Origin of the sequence: Marinobacter sediminum (assembly GCF_023657445.1) — a bacterium.
GTDB lineage: Bacteria > Pseudomonadota > Gammaproteobacteria > Pseudomonadales > Oleiphilaceae > Marinobacter > Marinobacter sediminum_A.
This window is the reverse complement of record NZ_JAGTWY010000001.1, coordinates 1,301,833-1,320,100: the sequence shown is the minus strand read 5'-3', so window position 1 is coordinate 1,320,100 and position 18,268 is coordinate 1,301,833. Positions and strand designations below refer to the sequence as shown.

The window sequence follows — 18,268 nt, the reverse complement described above, 5'->3', positions numbered from 1 at the left end:
CTTTAAAGAGCACCGCAAACAGTCCAGCTTTAGAGGCAGCCAGAGCGGGTCGCATCAAAGCCTGATGGGGCCGGATACACCATGGACGCAATTACGGTTAAACACTTCTAAAAAGCGGTATTTTAGCGTCGTCTGCCGATTTGGAATTTACGACTTGCACACCCGAACAAATATGTGCAATTGTGAACTATATACGTAGACACACGTATCAATGGAGAGTGTTGGCGCGCCCCTTCTTCAGCTGATGTTTTGTTGAGACCAAAGCGCCAGTGTGGGTAATACCATTTCCTGCGCTAGAAGTCCTACAAAACGGATGGCAACTGAAAGGGATAGCAATCATGAAAAACATATATATCGGCGCCATTGGCGCTTTTGCAATCTGTCTAGCGTTTACTGCCCAGGCAGAGACCATGAAGTACGACAGCACTATGTATTGGGTACAAACTTCGCCGGGAGTAGCTGTGGAGATGCCGAGCGGGGCAAAAGGTAGAACGGTCATGAGAGCCCATGCAACCGTGGTTCGGGCAGACGGCGACGTATCCAGCCAATGGTGCACTGGACACCAGGGCGTCGATGCTTCAGGACAAGCCGGAGGCGCCGGCTATTGCACGGGTATCTTGGACAACGGCGACATGGTATACAGTTCCTATTTGCTTGGTGGAGAAGAGGAGCCAGCAACCTGGACAGTAATGGGCGGTACAGGTGCATATGAAGGCGCTACCGGCAGTGGAACGTCGACCGTTACGTCCCGTCGCAGCGATGGGCGCGCCTGGACCAGCCGATCTGAGGGAAGCATCACGATGAAGTAATCGTCTTGGGAGGGGCGGGGGCTTTCGAGCGCCCGCTCACTGATGGGTCGCGGACAAACCTTGTTAGCGTGGCACGTCTTGATTTTTCCAGCTCCTGTTATGACCTGTTTCGTAACTATTTCTCCCGCCTTTCAAAACGTCCTGGATTTCAGAAAGCATTAATCAAACCCAAGCATGAGGAGCCCCTATGCTAAAGCGACTGCACCGGGAAACCCCCACTATTGTCGCGACCCTCGACGATCTCGCAACGTTGGCAGACTATTCGCTCATCGACACTCTCAACGGCGACCCTGAGGGAAATGCAAACGGAGCCGACCACGCGCCACGACAAGTCTTCTCGGGCCATTATGTTCCGGTCAACCCCACGCCCATCGAAAACCCCGAATACGTCGCGCACGGAAAAAACCTGTTTCGCGAACTGGGCTTCGCCGACCATATGGCACGGTCGGACGACTTCGTCCGCATGTTTTCCGGCGACTTATCGCATGTTCCGGACTCGATGCGCAAAGCTGGGTGGGCATGTGGCTACGCACTTTCTATCTACGGCACCGAATTCATTCAGCAATGCCCGTTCCAGACCGGCAACGCCTACGGCGACGGTCGCGCGATATCAGTGCTTGAGGCTGTCATCAACGGTCAGCGCTGGGAAATGCAGCTAAAAGGGGCAGGGCGTACACCGTATTGCCGCGGTGCGGACGGCCGGGCGGTTCTGCGGTCCAGTGTCAGGGAGTTCCTGGCCCAGGAGCACATGCACGCGCTTGGTGTGCCAACGTCACGGTCTTTGAGTCTGTACGTGTCGAAAACCGAGAAAGTCAGGCGTCCCTGGTATTCGGAGGGCTCACACTCAATAAATCCAGACGTGCTTATATCCGAGCCAGTTGCCATCTCTACACGGGTTGCACCGTCGTTCATTCGGGTAGGGCAGCTCGAGCTCTTCAGTCGTCGTGCCCGCAAGAACGAGCACCCGCAGGCGATGGAGGAGCTCGAGAAGATAGTCTTGCACCTGATCGATCGTGAGTACGATGGCGTTATCGACCAGACACTGACCACCGCCGAAAAAGTGGTGTTGCTTGCGCGTGAGTTCCGCAGCCGACTGACGTCGCTTGTGGCGAACTGGATCCGTGTCGGCTACTGCCAGGGTAACTTCAACAGCGACAACTGTGCGGCCGGCGGCTTCACGCTCGACTATGGGCCCTTTGGGTTCTGCGATTTGTTTGATCCGCAGTACCAACCATGGACGGGTGGCGGACGTCACTTTTCGTTCCTTAACCAACCAATGGCGGCAGAACGCAATTTCCACTCGTTTTGTTCGGCGTTGCGGCCACTGTTGACGGCGCATCAGGACTGTCTGCGCCAGCTCGACGAAATTGAAAGTGAGTTTCCGAAGGTGATGCAAGAGCAAATGGAGAAGATGTGGGCGGCCAAACTTGGACTTGACGCTTTTGACGCAGGCCTATTCAGCGAGCTGGCAACGCTGATGATGCAAACGCCTGTTGATTACATCCTGTTTTTCCGGGAACTCTCGTTGTTGCCGGACGACATTGGGCCGCTCAAAAAAAGCTTCTACAAGGGCCGGACGTATGCTGCAGACCCAGAAGGGATAGACAGGCGCTGGTCAGCGTGGCTCACAAAATGGCAATCGCTCACTCAAGCTCGCTCTCGTGAAGAGCTTTCCAGTCAGATGAAGCTCGTCAACCCGAAGTACAGTTTGAGGGAATGGTTCGTTGTGCCTGCCTATCAGCAAGCGGCGGCGGGGAACTACGCTTTGCTGCGGGAACTGCAGGAAGTCATGACGCAGCCATACGCCGAGCAATCGAAGGACGTGGAGAACAAATACTACAGACTGAAACCGCCAGAGCTCTTCGAGGTTGGTGGATCGTCACACTATAGCTGCTCATCGTGACCGGCACCCTCAACGACCACGCAAAGTACTCCGCACCGACCCGTTTGGGGAGGCTTCAACCTCCCCTTTGATCAATTTCCCAGTACATCGGTTTCGTTTTTCTTTGCTTTTTTATCCCTTTTCTTTTCTTTTGCGGTTAAAAGCGGCTTCTTTTTGGTGTCTTTTTTTCTGTCCTGGCTTTTGCTCATACTATCTATTGACCTCTGATCGCAGATGCATCGGCACAAATGCGCTGTGTGATGCCAATGCTTACACAATCCAGTATGAACCCAATTCGGAGTAACCGATAGGCTTATGAGTTCTTAGTATCGGATGCTGAATTTCTGTCGCTTTAGGTTTATCTTACCTCATGTAAGAACTCCGATTTACACTAGTTGGCCTTGCAACGATGCAGTGCGCCAAATAACAAACATCACTGAGCTAAAAACGGCTAAGCAAGGTTTTTAATGCCCAATGCCAGACCAGATCACTCGAGTTACTGCATTGCTCTTCAGCCTATTTGTGATTCCTCTCTCAGGCATGTTGCGGATGAATTGTTGTACCGCGCAACAGGCGAAGCCTCCGATGCAGTTATTGACGACCCGGTAACCGCTACCGCGCGGGTATGCAATACTGCTTTTTATGAAATAGGCGTTAAAGCTCTCAGCGGTAACCGGCGCATGTTCTTTAATGCACCGAGAGACTGGCTTATCAAGCCCGAACTGATGCCGCACGAGTCTGAGCGAATTGTGCTAGAGGTTCTTGAAAGTGTTCAGGGTGATGCTGAGGTGGTCAGCGCACTGAGAGAGCTTAAAAGCCGCGGTTACACAATAGCCCTGGATGACTTTGTTCTGACCCCCCAGACCAGGCCGCTTCTTGAATTCGCGGACATCATAAAAATTGATGTTCTTGAGACTGACGTCCGTTCAGCTGACATTGATCACTACCTGTCGCGTGACATAACGTTGCTTGCAGAGAAGGTCGAGGATTGGGAAACCTATGAATACTGCCGGGAGAGAGGATTCACGCTCTTCCAAGGATATTTTTACGCGCGACCCACAGCGCGAAAGTCGACGGCATTCCGGGGAGGCCATAATCTCAGGGCGCAGCTACCGCTCATCAACGCGCTCAAGAATCCGCAGGTTACCTTCCATGAAGTTGAACAGCTTCTGAAACAGAACCCCGACCTGTGCGTGCGCCTTCTGCGTATGGCAAACTCGGCGCAATTCCGACGAGCAGTCCCAATAACGAGCATAAAACATACGTTGAACCTTCTTGGCCTGAACAGGCTGCACACCCTTATCATTACGTTGATGCTCGCAAATGATGAGCCTACCAGTCTTGTACAGCTGCCTGAAGTTCTGACCTGCGCGGCAATGTGCGAGAAACTCGCGAGTCACGACTTCAAAGCAGACCCAGATGCGGCATTCATGGCAGGACTGCTATCAAAAGCAGGTCCAATGCTGGGAATGAGCCTCGAAGAGTTCTGTGAAGAACCATTACTGAGCGTTGAAATCCGGGATGCGCTCATCGACCATGCGGGAGAGCTGGGAAAGATCCTGAGGCTCGTCCATATGTTCGAGCATGCCAAACTTCGGAAAGCGAGCCCCAAAAGCATTGCCAAACTGAACACTTATTTCCTCGAGTGCCGGCAGTGGGCTAATCATGTGCTGGCTGGCTTTGAGGAGTAAAGTGCAAGGCGCGACGAGACCTAGGCTCCGGTATTGCCCCGCAACAGACCCAGTCGATCGTGAAACGGGCTGTCGCCCATCAAATCAAGACTGCGGGCAATGCGCTGGCGATCCGCGTGTCGGGGCAGATGTTCCAGTGCCTCAAAAACCCGCTCGACCTGCTGGTTGCTGATCTGTCCGGTTAACGGATGCCCGAGGCCCATCATGAACTTGGCGCGCTGGAGGTCTGCAAAATGTCTGGGGTCATCCTGCATTGAGCGGAATATGGCATCCGTCGACTGCTGCGCCGCCGCAACCTCGTCCCAGTCCTCTCGGTCGGCCGCGCCCAGAATATGCAGGTACTGGTACACCGCCAGCGACATCAGCCCCGATGTGATCCCGGCCCGTTGCCGACCCTCAGCATCAAAACGAGGGCCATCCCGCAAAGCGCGGCTCAGGTGAGGGTCCCAACCCTGAACAATCTTCAGGCGACTGAGCGCCGGGTGCTCCAGAAATCGTGCGGTGCTCGTCTCGTAGTCGGTCTCGGTCACTTTCACGGCAACGATGTGATCACCGCCATCGCAACCGAGCAGTTGCGCCGCCGATTCGGCTCTTAACGGCAGGCCACTGACATCGGGAATGGAATACAAGCCAATGGCCAACTCCCGATCTGCAGCCGCGGCAATGATCGGCGCCAAGCTTTCGGTCACCGCCTCGTCGCTGGCCTGCGCGGGCAGATCGGTTCCCGGGCGCACAAACGCCACCGGGTACTGAAGCTCGGCCAGCACGTCCAAAAGCCGCTGGTTGTCCTCGATACCGTCTTCCGGCCTCAGCAGACCCATAAGCAGCATGTCACGGGTGTTCGCCCTTGCGGCGCAACGAAACCACGCTGCCAGCTCATCCACGGTGCGCAGGTGCCCCTGCCCGGTGGATGACGCAATGAGCGCAGCGGGCGCCCCGGTTTCATCCAGGCGTTCGAGAAACTTTCGGGTCCGGGTTTCATCCAGCTGCCGCCGTGGCAGGTCGCCACGGGTGGGATCAAAGCAGGCCACGGTCGCCTGTGGGTAACAACCGATGGGATCGCGAATGAGTTCGGCGCTACTCAGTGGCATGGGAACCTCCGTTTTCCACCTTTTCCGGTTTGGTGTGCTAATAGTGAAGGATAGCTCAAACAACTGAAAACAAGAGGCAATGATGGATAATCTGGAACAGGCGCTTGAGGAACTCGGTCTCCCGGCTCATGACAACAATCAGCTGCCATCATCGGGGTTGCGGTTCCCCGATGATGGCCACTACCGTATCGAAATCTCCGGGGTCGAGCGGGTCTCCGCCCTGGAGGCGATGATCAAGGAGGCGGAACGCCAAAAAGTACCGGTGCATCGCATCATCGCTACCGTCGGTGGGGCAACCTATCTCACCCAGCCGGAATTGCGGGATTTCGCACAACTGGCCCGGGAACAGAAGATCGAAGTGGTGATGACTCCCGGCCCGCGCCGCAGCTGGGACGCCGGCCGTCAGATGTCCACCCCGGAAGGCCTGGTTTCGGGCATGCGGCTGCGTGGCATGGATTCCGTCCGGCACTGGCTGAAAGACATCGAACGGTGCATGAATGCAGGGTTTCGCGGTTTTCTGGTAACAGACGAAGGCGTACTTTGGCTGGTCAACCAGTTACGCCAGAAGGGAGTCATTCCGAAGGATGTCATCTTCAAGCTCTCTGTCTTTGCCGGCCAAGCCAACCCGGCAGGCGCCCATGTGGCCCAGCAACTGGGGGCGGATACTTTCAATCCGCTCGCGGACCTGAGCCTGCCGATGCTGTCGGCCATCCGCAGCAGCATCCAGATCCCGATGGATATCTACCTTTGCCTGGTCCAGTCCATGGGTGGTTTTGTGCGCTTCTACGAGGCTGCCGAGATCGCCCGAATCGCGGCTCCCTGCTATTTCAAGATCGAGCCCGGTCCCTCGGAGGAAGCCATGTACTCGCCCTGGAACCCGGACAGCTACCACAACGAAATGATGCGCGACCGGGTGCGCAATGCCGCCGTGGCACTGGAGCTCATCGGCCGGGAGAACCCGGAACTCAAATGCTCGCCAACCGGTGGTGCGGACCTGGCGATACCCGTTTAGCCGGACGGGGCTCTAGCACCAACCACGCAGGTGCATCGCCTCTTCAATGCGCTTGAGTCCGTTGATCCACGCGCCCAGCCGGACTGATTTCAGCTGGTGCGCAGCCGCCGTGTTCATGGCTTCCCGGTAGCCCCGCGCTAACCGTTCCTGTCGGAGGCCGTTGATGGTCTCGATATCCCAGTAATTATCCGAGAGGCCCTGACTGCGCTCCATCTGGCACAGGTGCACGCTGCCGGCATTGGCCAGCACATCCGGCACAATGATCACACCCCTTTCCAGCAGCATCGCATCGGCTTTCAGCGTGGTTGGCGCATTCGCCGCCTCTACCACCATCCGGGCCTGGATCCGGTCAGCGTTGTCCATGGTAATTACGCCCTGAACCGAAGCAGGCACCAGCACATCGCAATCACATTCCAGAATGGATTCACTGGTTATCGGCTCGCTGCCGGCATAGTCCGAGACTTTTCCGGTCGATTTCTTGTGCGCCAACAGGGCCGGAATATCGATACCATCCTTGGAATAAACGCCGCCACGGCTATCGCAAACTGCCACAACATCACAGCCGGCTTCGTAGAACATGGTCGCCGCCACCGAGCCGACCTGGCCGAACCCCTGGATGGCAACGCGGGCATTTTCGATGTCAAAGTCGGCCTGCCTCGCCGCTTCCCGGAACACATCGAAAACACCGCTCCCGGTGGCCTCATAGCCCCCCAGCGAGCCGCCGAGGATGGGCGGTTTGTCATTGACCGCAGCCGGTTCATGGTAGCCGGTGATCGACTCGTATTCGTCCAGCATCCAGCTCATGGTTTGCAGATCCGTGCCGATATCGGCGCCGGGGACATCGTAGGCTTGCCCTCTCGGACGCAGGAAGCGGATATAGGCGCGGCAAAGTGACTCGAACTCCCGGTTACTCAGTTCACGCGGGTCGGCCACGATACCCCCCTTGCCGCCACCGGCGGGGATGCGTCCCGCGGCATGCTTGATCGACATGATCATCGCGAGGGATTTCACCTCATCCAGGTCGAGATCGGGGGAAATCCGCGTCCCGTCCCGGCTCGGCCCGAGGGCATCGTTGTAGCGGACACGATGGGCATCAAACACCCGGAAACTGCCGTCGTCCATTTTCATCGGGATGCGAAACGTCACCACACGCCCCGGTGCGGCAAGAAACTCAATGACATTGGGATCAATCTTGCCGAGACGGCCCGCGTCACGAAGAATCTGCCCGCTTTCATCCAAAAAATCATAATCCATGACATTCCTCACACAGGTTGAGTCGAACACTGCTCCTTGCCCGGCATCAGGCCAGACAAGAAATCTTCCCGACTCTCAACATAGCAGTCGCTGCGGATCAAGTGCCATTTATCGCCGGGGTTTGTAATGGGTGGGGCAATTACTAAACAGGTTAAGCCAGCCCGCATTAGTTCCGCCAAATCCGCCCCAGTTTCGTTCCGGTTCTCAGTCACGGCAGTGTCCCTTCAGGTTGCTATGCCGTATTTCGAAAATAGCGATCCCTGCCGGAGCAGGAATGCGATCCTAGTCTTTCCAAAAAACTTTGCTGGCTTCCCGGGCCGTGGGATCTCTTTGGAAACCAGATTTCCCCGCCTGATTTGAATCACACCCGTATCTGAACCTTCCCGTCCCGAACCCGTACCTCAAGCACTCGCATCGCCCGAGTCGCGGGAGCGGCGATGGGCCTTCCGTCGCGAACGTCAAATGCTCCCTGATGCAGCGGGCATTCAATAACATGATCGTCGAAATACCCGTCGCACAGATCAGCGCCACCATGAGTGCAAATTGCGAGCGAGGCATAGATCCCGGTTGGCGTGTCATAGACGGCGATGATCCGCCGTCCCACCTCAACCCGCGTGACCCAGTCCTTTTCCAGCTCTTCCACCGCGATCACGTCGCGCCAGGGCTTGTCGCTCATGCCTTCGCCTCGTGGATCTGGCGCAGGATTTCGATATGCGCACCGAGATAGCCGCGCGGCTCGACATGGATATGGTCGCGCAGCTTTTCGTGCAGACGTGGCAGGGCGTGGTATGGAACCAAGGGCACATAGTGATGTTCCGCGTGATAGTTCATATTCCAGCACAGGAACCGCCATGGCGCTGAAACCAGGTTGCTGCGGGTGTTCTCGCTCATCTGCGCCACCGTTGGACGACCCACATGTTCTGTCATGCGGATAAAACGCATCACTGGTTCGGCCAGGAACAACGGAATGATCCAGTACCAGATCAGCCCCCACCAGCCGGTGACAGCCATGCCGGCAAAGATCAGCGCGTATATTCCCAGCATCATCCGCGCGTCCCGGTATACCGAGGCATGCTCTTCCTTAGGGATGAAGCGCCTTTCGACGTCCGAAAGCCGCCCCATGGCGTGGCGCGCAATCTCGGTGAACTTGGCTTTCCAGTAGGGGATGGAGGATAGATAGAGCATGTATTCGCCCAGGGTTTTTGGCATCGGGATCAGCTCTGGGTCCTGGCCGGCCAGCTGCGTATAGGTGTGGTGGTCGCAATGCTCATACCGAAAAAAGCGGTGCGGCAGGATAATGATCAGCCCACAGATCTGCCCAACGATGTTGTTGAGCTTGCGGGTCCGGAACACGGTGTAATGGACACACTCATGTTGAAGCGAGAAATGATGTACCAGAACGATTCCATGCAAAAAAATGGCAGGCCAGACGAGCCAACTGTTCCAGGCAAGTGTGATCAGCGTCGTGGTTCCGGCCAGCAACAGCGCCCAGAGCACCAAATGGAGCAGGGCGGGCCCGTCCGATCGTTGCATCAAGGCCTTCAACTCGGCGCGGGTTAGTTTGCTCTCTTCAAGCGCCTGGGTCAGGGGTGTGACGATCCCATGTGTCATAGTTGATCATCGAAGTATTCTGCTTGATAAAGTGAAATCAATTCGACATGAGCCAGCCACCGGAACGCAGAAGCTGATTTCTCTGCTCGGAGTTTAACAGGTCGCGAATGTCCTGTTGGGCTTCAACCTGTAATTCCGTTATTTCCTTGATGACGTCGAAAACCTTTTGCTGTTGATCATTAATATCACCCGCATCGAGCTCATCTTCGGCGTAAAGCTCCTGTAACTTGAGCGATTCCTCGTACCTTTCGACCTTCAGCTCTCGAAGCTCTGATCGCAGCTCTTTTCGGATCCCGGCAATCTCTTGAAGCTGTTCATCGTTCAGATCAAGCTCCATCATCGGCCTTTGCGGCATACCCTCATAACCGTTCATACCATGATGCATCCCGCCTTGACCGCCCATGCCATGATGACTGGAGTGTCCGCTTGCACCATGGTGTCCTTTGTAACCGTTTCCGTGAGGGTGGTGGTGCTGCATTCCAGCCGCTTTGCCTCCATCGGGTTGGCTAGCGTCACTGTCTGATGCAGACGGTGCCGAGCCCTCGTGTGCGTGCGCCGTAAAAGCGGTTGCAGAGAGACCCAGGCAGAAAGCCAAAGATAGCCAGATGCGCGAATTCGCCTGCAGTTTCATTGTTTGTCCTCGCTATGTTGTGGGGGATAGAAGGTCACATTGCATATCCTGAGTCTAGTTCATACGTTCTTATTTCAGGAATGGCTGAGGCGCTACACGCTGTCGGACTTTTCCCATTCCACGGTAGGGACACTTCCGCGGAGTTACCGCGCTGGCGCTGCCCTGGCACCTCTGCTGGTGGGTGCGATCATGAATCTGGTGGGTATTCAGGGAATGCCGTTCTACATGGCGGTTGTTCTGGGTTTGCTGGCTGCCTATGCCATCTATCAGGTGCGCCATGTATCCCTGCTCACCACCGGGGAGCACGCGCATTTTGAGCCGATGGCGCAGACGTCTCACGAGATTGTTGAAATGATTGAGCGATAGCTGGCTCAATGCCTGTGCTGCTAAGCTTTAAGAGAACCCTCGACGATCTAGACAATTACGTCCGTCGAGCCCGCAACACGCAAGCAGCATTATCGCCACAGTGGCCGACCGCACTAAATAAGCCGCAAGAGAGCAATCGAACTCTCTCGGACGAGTGACTAGAGGCTGTCTTTGACGGTGTCCAGAATCTCCGTCGCCAGGGCTTCATCATCCACGGCACGCGCCAGAACCATCGCTCCCACCATGGCGGAAAGCGCCGTAATGGATTGTTCCCTCCGCGTTTTGCCGCGTTTGCGGGGCACAATGGGTTCCAGATCGCTAAGAAAGTGCTCCAGTCCGCTGGTCAGCACCGATTGCAACGGTTCGCCGCGTCGGGGTCCTTCCACTGCCAGGGTGGTAAAGGCGCAGCCAGCTTCCGGATGCCGACGATGCAGCGGCGAGAGATAACTTTGCTTTATGGCCTCCCAGGGATTATCCGTACTTTTAAGGGCCCGCTGCCGGTTGTCCTCATTCTCCTGCAATGCCTGGGTTGTAGCCTGTGTGACCAGATCTTCCTTGGATTTGAATTGACCATAGAACCCGCCGTGGGTTAAGCCGGCCGCTTTCATCAGGTCGGCAACACCGACGCCATCAACACCGCGCTGACGAAACAGTTGCGCGGCGGTTTCCAGAACCGCCTGTCGATTTTTTTCCGCCTGCTCTCGACTCACTCTCATGACTTGGACCCAATCGCGATTAAACTCGTTGACACGCATTTTAAATGATGGGCATAATTTAAACAAATAGATGATGACTATCATCTATTAGGTCGAACGTTCACAGCGGGCGACTTCATTGATCCCCGTCATGCGAAGGAGAAGACCATGAGCAACACCCTGCAAGCCCTGATTCTAGTGGTTGGCGCCGCTGTCATGAGTGCGGCCTGTAGTTCGGTAGCCAATACGAACCCTGTAAGCCCATCAATCGCAGCCTCCGAGACGCAATATGCCACTATCGGGGATCGAAAAATTGCCTATCGAACGATGGGTAAAGGATCGCCCATTGTTTTGATCAACCGTTTCAGGGGCACCCTCGACACCTGGGACCCTCTGTTCCTGGAACTGCTGGCGCAGTCGCACACGGTGATTACGCTGGATTACCCGGGTATTGGCTATTCCGAAGGTACGTTGCCCACAGATGCTAAAGAAGTGGCCGCAGAAGTTGCGAAACTGGCAGAGCATCTGCAACTGGAAAAATACGATGTATTGGGTTGGTCCTATGGGGGGCTGATCGCCCAGTACGTTGCCTTTCTATATCCGGAGCGGGTCGGCAAAGCGGTTCTGATTGGCACCAATCCGCCCGGTAAGAATGCGGTGCCTTTCGAGCCGATTTTTGTGCAGACGGCCTTCAAACCTGAGTACAACCTGAACGACTACACATTGCTGTTCTTTGAACCTGACTCGGTGACAAGCAAACGGGCCGCTAAATCGTCCATGGAACGAACATGGCCTGACGTGGACCAGACAAAGGTGCCCAAGGCACAGGAACTGTTACAACGCTATGTGGCCGGATTGAAGGGTATGGTCGTTGACGAGCTGGATTTCCGAAGCAAGTTCGCTTCAACGGACGTCCCTATGCTCGCCATATCGGGCGACCATGACATCTCGTTTTCTGTGGATAACTGGTACCCGATCATTGGGAACGCGCCAACGCTGCAATTGATCTCCATGCCGGATGCTGGCCATGCCCCCCATTTTCAGTACCCGGAACTTTCGGTCAGCTATATCAGCGCTTTTCTTAAATAAATCGGACGCCATGTTCTTCGGCAACGACCGGCTGGATTTTGTGCGCGAAGAACTGGCGCGAGAGGAGGGGACAGCATGAATGACGACAAACCCCTCGCCCTGATCACCGGAGTCGGACCGGGCACCGGCACCGACTCCAGGCTTACCGAATCAGCACTTTAACCAGGTTCAGAAGTTATAACCCAGACCCACGGTATAGGCCCAGATGCCATCATCCTGGAAGGCATCGGTGGCATCACTGGAGTCGCTGAACAGGAACTGATACTCGGCGCGGGCCAGGAAATAGGTCTTGGTCTGCACGTAGTACTTTAATCCTCCTTCCAGGCCGGCAAACGCGCTGTCCTTGACCCCGTCGCCATAAATACCGCCAAGGCTAGCACCGACAAATGGCCGTGGGCGGTCGTTGAGGAATTGATAATCGAGGTATCCACGGGTTGAGCCGTTCCAGAAATCGTCCGTGACACCTTCGCCCTCGATATCGGCGAAATTCACACTCTGGCGGACACCGGCCACGACATTGTCTTTCAGATACCAGCCCAGATCACCGCTCACGCCGAAGCTACCGCTGTTGAACTTCTGGTCGTTACTGCCGGTTCCGGAGAGGGAGAATTCACGGTCGCCTTCGCTCGGTCCAAACTCAGCGGATTGTGCGGATACTGCCAGAGGCAGGGCACCTAGAAGACAGAAAGTGATCGCCGCATCTTGATTCTGATCATGACAAGCTCCTTGCTCACATTGTTCAGATTGCATTTCCATAATGCGCCAATGAGGATCTGACGCGGACCGTGGCGCAGCGAATCGCGGTAAATAATGTTACGTCCATTCGGTGCGAGCCCACCTTCCCAGAATCAGGGCTGGACCACCTATCTGTCTGTTCGTAAGCACACACAAGCATCGAAAGAACTTCACGGGCCCCACCATCGGGTCATCATTGGTTTCACGGTCAGCCCGTGAATGATGATGGAAAGCACGACCACCACCAAGGTGATGTGAATAAGCTCCACGGCCAGCTCTTCCGGCAGGCCAAAGACAACGGCGAACATCAGATAGTAAAGAGAACCAATTCCCCGTACCCCGAACCAGCCCACCAGCATCTGCAGCCGCCAAGATGCACCCGAGCCAAGCAAACCAAGAAATACGCTGACCGGGCGAACAACCACAAACAGGAATAACCCGAGGCCAACGGCCCGGAGGCTCCAGGAATCGGTAAACAACATGCCACCCAGCAACACCACCAATACCAGTTCGGACAAGCGTTCAAGGGGCTCTTTGAAGATCAAAGAGCCTTTCGATACCTGGCTAGGGGGCTGCAGAGCGGCTTCGCTGGGCTTATCGTAAGATTCTGCAGCGGCATCAGGGTGCTGGTCCAAGTTTTCGGTTTTGGCCAGCGTCATTTCGGATTGCCGCAGCGAAATGGCAGTAACAAACACACCCAGAAATCCCCAGGCATCAATCAGCAGGCACACGCCATAGGTCAGACCGATCAGGCCCAGGCCCAGGAAATCATCCAGCAACGGGCCCTGTTCTTCGGATGAGCGCTGCCCCCGCACAAGCTGGGCCAACAGCTGCCCGGTCACAAGCCCGACGACAATGGCCGAGGTCGTTGACCATACAACGTCCTTGAGAACCCAGCCTCCAAGCAATTCGTCACTGGCCGGGGCACCGAGCAACAACAGCCCCAGCATGACGAACGGAAAGGCGCTGCCATCGTTCATGCCAGCTTCACTGGTAAGGGTAAACCGCAGGGGATCGGTATCGCCCATGTGCCGGACCTGAACATCCGTTGCCAGCACCGGGTCGGTGGGCGCCAGTATGCCCCCCAACAGAATCGCTGCTCCCAGGGGCAGGCCAAGCAGGTAATAACCGAAGGCTGCCGTCAGCGCGACGCTGATCGTCATGGAGATAAATGCCAGGCGCAACGGCACGCGCCATGCTTTCCATCTGAAGGGCACGGGCATTTTGGTACCAGCAATAAACAACGACACCAACACCGCAAGCTCGGCAAGTACTTCCAGCAAATGCGCCTGTTGCAGCGGGTTAAAATGAAACACACCGAGAATCGACGGGCCCAGAAGTACGCCGACGCTCAAATAAACCATGGACGGGGTCAGATTCAGACGCTGAAGCACCGGTGAGCGAACCCCCATCAGGATCAGCAGGGTTCCGATCACGACAAACCAGATGGCGTTGGTCAACGTTGTTTCCTCAAATTCATAAACATTTCTAAAGCCTTTTCCTGGCGTTCAATTTATCCAAAAAGCAGAACGGCCTCTGTGCGTTAACCCACCTGCACAAGCCTGTGTTTGTTAACGCACAGACAGCGGCCCCGCTTCAACTGACGATGATGCGACGGCGGCGAACGGTTTGTTTTGACGCGTGCCGCCGTTCGATGAACCCGTTATCTGGCCGAAGGGCCGAAGGAGCTAAAAATGAACAAGGACACCATTGAAGGCAACTAGAAAGAACTCAAAGGTAAAGTGAAAGAGCAGTGGGGCAAGCTGCACGACGTCGTCATTTCCCGAAGTAGTATAGCTAGTGAGCACGCGTGCCTGGCCGGTTTTGCTCATCGAGGAAGCTCCTGGTAAACCACTCGACTGATGATTGATATCGATCGGTTCAAAGCCTATGACGAAGCTCTGGAACACTCGCAAAGAGGCATTTGTCTGCAACGGGTGGCCGAGTTGATCTGCGGCAGTCTGAGATTAAGTGATACTCATCCAATAAGGCTGAGTGGTGACCAATTTCTGATCCTGATAGTGGTCGAACCAGCGTCAATGAATTCCAACGTACCAATCTGGGTCTTGAGGCTGTCGGGAGTGGAGATTGACCCCAACTCAGCCCGGGGAAACTTGGCTGAGTTGGGAAGGGCAGCGAAGGCCCTAAAAGTTGTTGTTGCAAGACTACATTTTCTTTACCAGCTCAATATCGCCGGGTCTCCAGGTTTGGTTGATCCATGGCTCCATGGGTCCGTACATTCGCAAAATTGCAAACCAGCTTTTTCCCGGAACCGTTTGCAGCCAATTGCCTTCATTTCCCTCAGGTGCCTGCGGCGCGAAATAGAGGTCGTAGGATCCATCTGAATTCTGCTTGATACCCTCGCTCTGACTGCCAACCGTCGGGAACAGCTGGCCTGTCTGCAGCTGGGTACGCGTCTGGGTATCATAGAGTGTGACTGCCCAGAAGTTGTTTACCGGCACATTGGGCGGCAAATGCAGCCGGTAGGTCTTGTCTCCATAGAACGGGTTATCATCACTGTCCAGCATGGCAAGCGCGTAGTCGGAGCCCATCCCAGCCCGGGTCGCCGCCATCGCCGGCGTTACGCCGCCCGCGTTGTAGTAGAACAGAACCCGCGCATCTAGATTCATCACGCCGTCTGCCTGAAAAGACGTATTCTTGTTGGCATATGCCATGACCCAGTTGCTGTCCGTTCCTGGGTAGATGTACACGCCATCAATCCGCGGATCGTAGGTAATGGATCGCCCTGCGGCGTTACCCAGTGTGGCTGCTTCGCTGAGAAGTCCTTTCATTCGGTCGTCGGGATTGAACGGCTTGCCTTTGACGATACCGATGGCGGCCATGTTACCGCGTACCTCGGGCCCGACTGCGTCGATCGGCTCTGCCTGGACGATGGTGTGCAATATTTCAAAGTACTCCAGGGTACTTGGATAGATGGTGCTGAACGATTTTCCGGACATATTGACGAACTGGGTGGGTTCCGGATTGCTCTTATCCTTTAAGGGATAGATGCGTAGCCCCGCCTTGAAGTTGTCAGCTGCGGCCTTGAGGCCATCCTTGATCGAACCACGAAGGAACAGGAAATTCTTGTTGGTTGACGGTTTGAGCAGGTAGTAGCCGTCCGGTATCTCGCCTTCATAGCCCGGAGGCAACACAAGGTACTTGCCACCCTTGCCTTTGTCGGGCCCGGTAGCACCGATATCTCCGACAAAACGCTGCCAGGCATCATTGAGAAAGCCAAGCATGCCGGGTGGCACTTCAATGACGGTCGGCCCATCGTTCGCCAGGTCTGTGGGCGCGTAGGCATACATGGTCGATGTATTTGACGTGATGACCGGCGTGCGCGAGTCCATCAACTGTTCCCAGAGGGCGATTTTGTTGGGAGCGTCCGCCCCTTGCTGTGCCATCCCGAGCAGAACTGCGTAGATCGACACAGCACCGATGTTATCCAGATAGACACCAAGAGCCCGCGCGCGGTCCAGATAATCGTATACCTGGTCATTGGTGCCTCCGATCGGCACGCCATCGAAAAACTCCAGTTCACCGGCAACCGTTTGCACCTTGTCCGGTATCGACGCTGCCTCGGTTTTCGCAGCCTCCCTCGCACTGTCTGCCTGTGCAGGGCCAGTGGTGAGTGCCAGTGAAGTGGCTAATGCCATCGTAGTCAATTTAATTTTCATTGCTCTTCCTCATTCCCTTGTAAGCATCAGCCGCCCAACGGGCGGCTACCCCCTTGGTTTGTTACGCGCTCATTTCACCCGGACGACCTTGGGCATGTTGTACGTGCCATTCGTCAGCGGGGCATAGGGCCCGTAGTACCGCGATGTGAACCTGAACCCTTCCTTCGGTGCCGGCAGCCAGTTCTTGGCCTGGTCTGGATCCGTCGGTTTCGCGTTCTGCACATAGATCACCAGCTTGCCGTCCTTGACCACCAAATCGCCTGCGTCCAGCATGAAGCTGTTCACCGTATAGCGGTTGATCTCGTTTGCGACGAAATAACCGTTGGCGTCATAGATCGGAATTGACCAGAACTGGGTCACTGGCGGCAAATCGTTCATGTCGAAGGTCATCGTATACTTGTTGGCACCAGACAGCGGCTTGCCATCGGCGTCGGTGAAGAGGAACGCGCCGCCGTGCGAAATGTTCTTGTCCGGTGCCGCCCAGGCCGCATCGGCAATCACGGCCCGGTCCATCCACTTGGTCTCGAATCCGCCGTCATTGCGCACGATACCCCAGCCGTTCATGTTAATGAGGTTCGACTTCAACGTTTTTCGGACATTTTCGAAACCCGCCTTGAACCCGGCCTCCAGCGCGGCTTGCTGATCGGCTGTCATCTTCTCCCAGTCGAATGTCAGGCCTTTGCCGATACCGATCGACCTGAGTTGCGCAAGCATCTGCGACTCAAGCAGCGAATCCTCCAGCACCGGCATGGTCGCATCGTTAAGGATAACGTTGAGCAAGGTAAAGAATTGCTCGGCCGTCTGTTTGTCGACCTGACCTACCGAATAATCCGGCAGTCCGGCGGGAACAACAAAATCGCCGGGAACGATATCCCGATCTGCCTGGGCGATCCCCTTATTGCCATTGGACAGCCAATCGGCCAGGGGCGTAACCGTGACCTGGTCCTGATAGGCATTGATCGTTGCTATCTCCGAATCTGATCCGGTCTTGACCGCCATGCGGACCACACCGTAAGCGGTTTTCGACGGCCATTGCATAATGTCCGTGGTCGGGAAATCCGCCGGAACATTGCCCTCAAATCCCGGCGGAACCAGGATGTACTTCCGCGCCTTGGTGCCGTTGAAGGGCGAGCCGACGATGATTCGGAAAATGCCGTATGGGTCCATAATCTGGACGCTGAAATAGCGGTCGGTGATTTCGGGCACTTCGATCACAACGGGACCGTCGCGCAGGTCCAGAAAGCCCGAGCCATAGAGCGTTGTCGCATTCGGCGTCACGACGGGAAAATCCGGGGTGATCTGCTTGCGCACCCAGAAGAACCGGTTCAGCCCCGAATAGATGTCATTCGTCTCGGCGTCGTTCTGGGTATAAATCCAACGCTGGCCATAAAAGATAGCCTGCTGGAGTCCGTAAAGGTATGCCCGCTCGGCGACTGCTTCGGGTTTCTGCTCGGCCTCCGGCGCGGCCTGTGCGCAAACCACGAAACCGGTTAAGGCAATGAACACCAGTAGCCTGGAGGCAAGTTTGCCCATCCAGTTAGCTGTCGCTCGCGAGCGATACATCAAATATTTGGTGAGTGTCGCCGGAACGGTGGCGCCAAAAAGACTCTCCCTGCGTTTCATAGCCTTCTATCCTTTTTTTTGGGCGAAATGTCAGTCGTCAGATTTTCGGGTAAGTAGCTGATTCGGGTCTTTCAAGGTTTTTAAAGCCTCTTCGTTAGC

The 18,268-nt window shown here is 55.7% G+C and carries 16 protein-coding genes and 1 pseudogene; 7 read left to right on the top strand and 10 right to left on the bottom strand.

Annotated elements, in window-relative coordinates; all coding sequences use genetic code 11:
• Nucleotides 1-338: 338 nt before the first annotated feature.
• The 3 genes from KFJ24_RS06330 to KFJ24_RS06320 all read left to right on the top strand — a co-directional run bounded on the left by KFJ24_RS06330 (nt 339) and on the right by KFJ24_RS06320 (nt 4,382).
• Nucleotides 339-809, top strand: coding sequence for a hypothetical protein (locus KFJ24_RS06330; protein WP_250830217.1), 471 nt, complete (start codon nt 339-341; stop codon nt 807-809).
• Between the two features lie 187 nt (nt 810-996).
• A complete protein-coding gene (locus tag KFJ24_RS06325; protein WP_250830216.1) occupies nt 997-2,712 on the top strand; it encodes a protein adenylyltransferase SelO in 1,716 nt (571 codons plus the stop codon).
• A 659-nt stretch (nt 2,713-3,371) separates the two neighbouring features.
• Nucleotides 3,372-4,382 (top strand): EAL and HDOD domain-containing protein, encoded by a 1,011-nt coding sequence (locus tag KFJ24_RS06320; RefSeq protein WP_250830215.1) that lies wholly within the window; start codon nt 3,372-3,374, stop codon nt 4,380-4,382.
• Nucleotides 4,383-4,402: 20 nt separating this feature from the next.
• On the opposite strand, the gene KFJ24_RS06315 is transcribed toward KFJ24_RS06320, so the two are convergent.
• Nucleotides 4,403-5,473 (bottom strand): hypothetical protein, encoded by a 1,071-nt coding sequence (locus KFJ24_RS06315; protein WP_250830214.1) that lies wholly within the window; start codon nt 5,471-5,473, stop codon nt 4,403-4,405.
• 82 nt (nt 5,474-5,555) lie between these two features.
• Here KFJ24_RS06315 and KFJ24_RS06310 point away from each other — a divergent pair, with 82 nt between their 5' ends.
• On the top strand, nt 5,556-6,485 hold the full coding sequence (locus KFJ24_RS06310; protein ID WP_250830213.1) for a hypothetical protein: 930 nt from the start codon (nt 5,556-5,558) through the stop codon (nt 6,483-6,485).
• A 12-nt stretch (nt 6,486-6,497) separates the two neighbouring features.
• Here KFJ24_RS06310 and KFJ24_RS06305 read toward each other — a convergent pair whose 3' ends face one another.
• The 4 genes from KFJ24_RS06305 to KFJ24_RS06290 all read right to left on the bottom strand — a co-directional run bounded on the left by KFJ24_RS06305 (nt 6,498) and on the right by KFJ24_RS06290 (nt 9,981).
• Nucleotides 6,498-7,739, bottom strand: a complete 1,242-nt coding sequence (locus KFJ24_RS06305) for a Glu/Leu/Phe/Val family dehydrogenase (protein ID WP_250830212.1) — start codon at nt 7,737-7,739, stop codon at nt 6,498-6,500.
• A gap of 361 nt (nt 7,740-8,100) precedes the next feature.
• Nucleotides 8,101-8,415 carry a non-heme iron oxygenase ferredoxin subunit gene (locus KFJ24_RS06300; RefSeq protein WP_250830211.1) on the bottom strand — a complete coding sequence of 105 codons (315 nt, stop codon included), beginning with the start codon at nt 8,413-8,415 and terminating at the stop codon, nt 8,101-8,103.
• Nucleotides 8,412-9,350: a fatty acid desaturase family protein gene (locus KFJ24_RS06295; protein ID WP_250830210.1), complete on the bottom strand. Its 939-nt coding sequence runs from the start codon at nt 9,348-9,350 to the stop codon at nt 8,412-8,414. The genes KFJ24_RS06300 and KFJ24_RS06295 overlap by 4 nt, the downstream gene beginning before the upstream one ends.
• A gap of 37 nt (nt 9,351-9,387) precedes the next feature.
• Nucleotides 9,388-9,981: a Spy/CpxP family protein refolding chaperone gene (locus KFJ24_RS06290; protein WP_250830209.1), complete on the bottom strand. Its 594-nt coding sequence runs from the start codon at nt 9,979-9,981 to the stop codon at nt 9,388-9,390.
• A gap of 39 nt (nt 9,982-10,020) precedes the next feature.
• Here KFJ24_RS06290 and KFJ24_RS06285 point away from each other — a divergent pair, with 39 nt between their 5' ends.
• On the top strand, nt 10,021-10,347 hold the full coding sequence (locus KFJ24_RS06285; protein WP_250830208.1) for a hypothetical protein: 327 nt from the start codon (nt 10,021-10,023) through the stop codon (nt 10,345-10,347).
• A 158-nt stretch (nt 10,348-10,505) separates the two neighbouring features.
• On the opposite strand, the gene KFJ24_RS06280 is transcribed toward KFJ24_RS06285, so the two are convergent.
• Nucleotides 10,506-11,063, bottom strand: a complete 558-nt coding sequence (locus KFJ24_RS06280; RefSeq protein ID WP_250830207.1) for a TetR/AcrR family transcriptional regulator — start codon at nt 11,061-11,063, stop codon at nt 10,506-10,508.
• 147 nt (nt 11,064-11,210) lie between these two features.
• Here KFJ24_RS06280 and KFJ24_RS06275 point away from each other — a divergent pair, with 147 nt between their 5' ends.
• The gene (locus tag KFJ24_RS06275; protein WP_250830206.1) at nt 11,211-12,131 is read left to right on the top strand and encodes an alpha/beta fold hydrolase; all 921 of its coding nucleotides are present in this window, start codon (nt 11,211-11,213) and stop codon (nt 12,129-12,131) included.
• 168 nt (nt 12,132-12,299) lie between these two features.
• Here KFJ24_RS06275 and KFJ24_RS06270 read toward each other — a convergent pair whose 3' ends face one another.
• Both KFJ24_RS06270 and KFJ24_RS06265 read right to left on the bottom strand, forming a co-directional pair.
• Nucleotides 12,300-12,881: a porin family protein gene (locus KFJ24_RS06270; RefSeq protein ID WP_250830205.1), complete on the bottom strand. Its 582-nt coding sequence runs from the start codon at nt 12,879-12,881 to the stop codon at nt 12,300-12,302.
• A 155-nt stretch (nt 12,882-13,036) separates the two neighbouring features.
• Nucleotides 13,037-14,326 (bottom strand): cation:proton antiporter, encoded by a 1,290-nt coding sequence (locus KFJ24_RS06265; protein ID WP_250830204.1) that lies wholly within the window; start codon nt 14,324-14,326, stop codon nt 13,037-13,039.
• 402 nt (nt 14,327-14,728) lie between these two features.
• Between KFJ24_RS06265 and KFJ24_RS18230 the strand changes: the two are divergent.
• A pseudogene (locus KFJ24_RS18230) lies at nt 14,729-14,878 on the top strand (diguanylate cyclase domain-containing protein); the annotation flags it as partial.
• Between the two features lie 153 nt (nt 14,879-15,031).
• On the opposite strand, the gene KFJ24_RS06260 reads toward KFJ24_RS18230, so the two are convergent.
• Both KFJ24_RS06260 and KFJ24_RS06255 read right to left on the bottom strand, forming a co-directional pair.
• Nucleotides 15,032-16,546 carry a DUF1254 domain-containing protein gene (locus KFJ24_RS06260; RefSeq protein WP_250830203.1) on the bottom strand — a complete coding sequence of 505 codons (1,515 nt, stop codon included), beginning with the start codon at nt 16,544-16,546 and terminating at the stop codon, nt 15,032-15,034.
• A 69-nt stretch (nt 16,547-16,615) separates the two neighbouring features.
• Nucleotides 16,616-18,169 carry a DUF1254 domain-containing protein gene (locus KFJ24_RS06255; RefSeq protein ID WP_250830202.1) on the bottom strand — a complete coding sequence of 518 codons (1,554 nt, stop codon included), beginning with the start codon at nt 18,167-18,169 and terminating at the stop codon, nt 16,616-16,618.
• Nucleotides 18,170-18,268 lie beyond the last annotated feature (99 nt).

Excerpts from the sequence above, each read along its gene's own strand:
- KFJ24_RS06330 (WP_250830217.1), top strand. The coding sequence starts at position 339 with ATGAAAAACATATATATCGGCGCCATTGGCGCTTTTGCAATCTGTCTA.
- KFJ24_RS06325 (WP_250830216.1), top strand. The coding sequence starts at position 997 with ATGCTAAAGCGACTGCACCGGGAAACCCCCACTATTGTCGCGACCCTC.
- KFJ24_RS06320 (WP_250830215.1), top strand. The coding sequence starts at position 3,372 with ATGTTCTTTAATGCACCGAGAGACTGGCTTATCAAGCCCGAACTGATG.
- KFJ24_RS06315 (WP_250830214.1), bottom strand. The coding sequence starts at position 5,473 with ATGCCACTGAGTAGCGCCGAACTCATTCGCGATCCCATCGGTTGTTAC.
- KFJ24_RS06310 (WP_250830213.1), top strand. The coding sequence starts at position 5,556 with ATGGATAATCTGGAACAGGCGCTTGAGGAACTCGGTCTCCCGGCTCAT.
- KFJ24_RS06305 (WP_250830212.1), bottom strand. The coding sequence starts at position 7,739 with ATGGATTATGATTTTTTGGATGAAAGCGGGCAGATTCTTCGTGACGCG.
- KFJ24_RS06300 (WP_250830211.1), bottom strand. The coding sequence starts at position 8,415 with ATGAGCGACAAGCCCTGGCGCGACGTGATCGCGGTGGAAGAGCTGGAA.
- KFJ24_RS06295 (WP_250830210.1), bottom strand. The coding sequence starts at position 9,350 with ATGACACATGGGATCGTCACACCCCTGACCCAGGCGCTTGAAGAGAGC.
- KFJ24_RS06290 (WP_250830209.1), bottom strand. The coding sequence starts at position 9,981 with ATGAAACTGCAGGCGAATTCGCGCATCTGGCTATCTTTGGCTTTCTGC.
- KFJ24_RS06280 (WP_250830207.1), bottom strand. The coding sequence starts at position 11,063 with ATGAGAGTGAGTCGAGAGCAGGCGGAAAAAAATCGACAGGCGGTTCTG.
- KFJ24_RS06275 (WP_250830206.1), top strand. The coding sequence starts at position 11,211 with ATGAGCAACACCCTGCAAGCCCTGATTCTAGTGGTTGGCGCCGCTGTC.
- KFJ24_RS06270 (WP_250830205.1), bottom strand. The coding sequence starts at position 12,881 with ATGCAATCTGAACAATGTGAGCAAGGAGCTTGTCATGATCAGAATCAA.
- KFJ24_RS06260 (WP_250830203.1), bottom strand. The coding sequence starts at position 16,546 with ATGAAAATTAAATTGACTACGATGGCATTAGCCACTTCACTGGCACTC.
- KFJ24_RS06255 (WP_250830202.1), bottom strand. The coding sequence starts at position 18,169 with ATGAAACGCAGGGAGAGTCTTTTTGGCGCCACCGTTCCGGCGACACTC.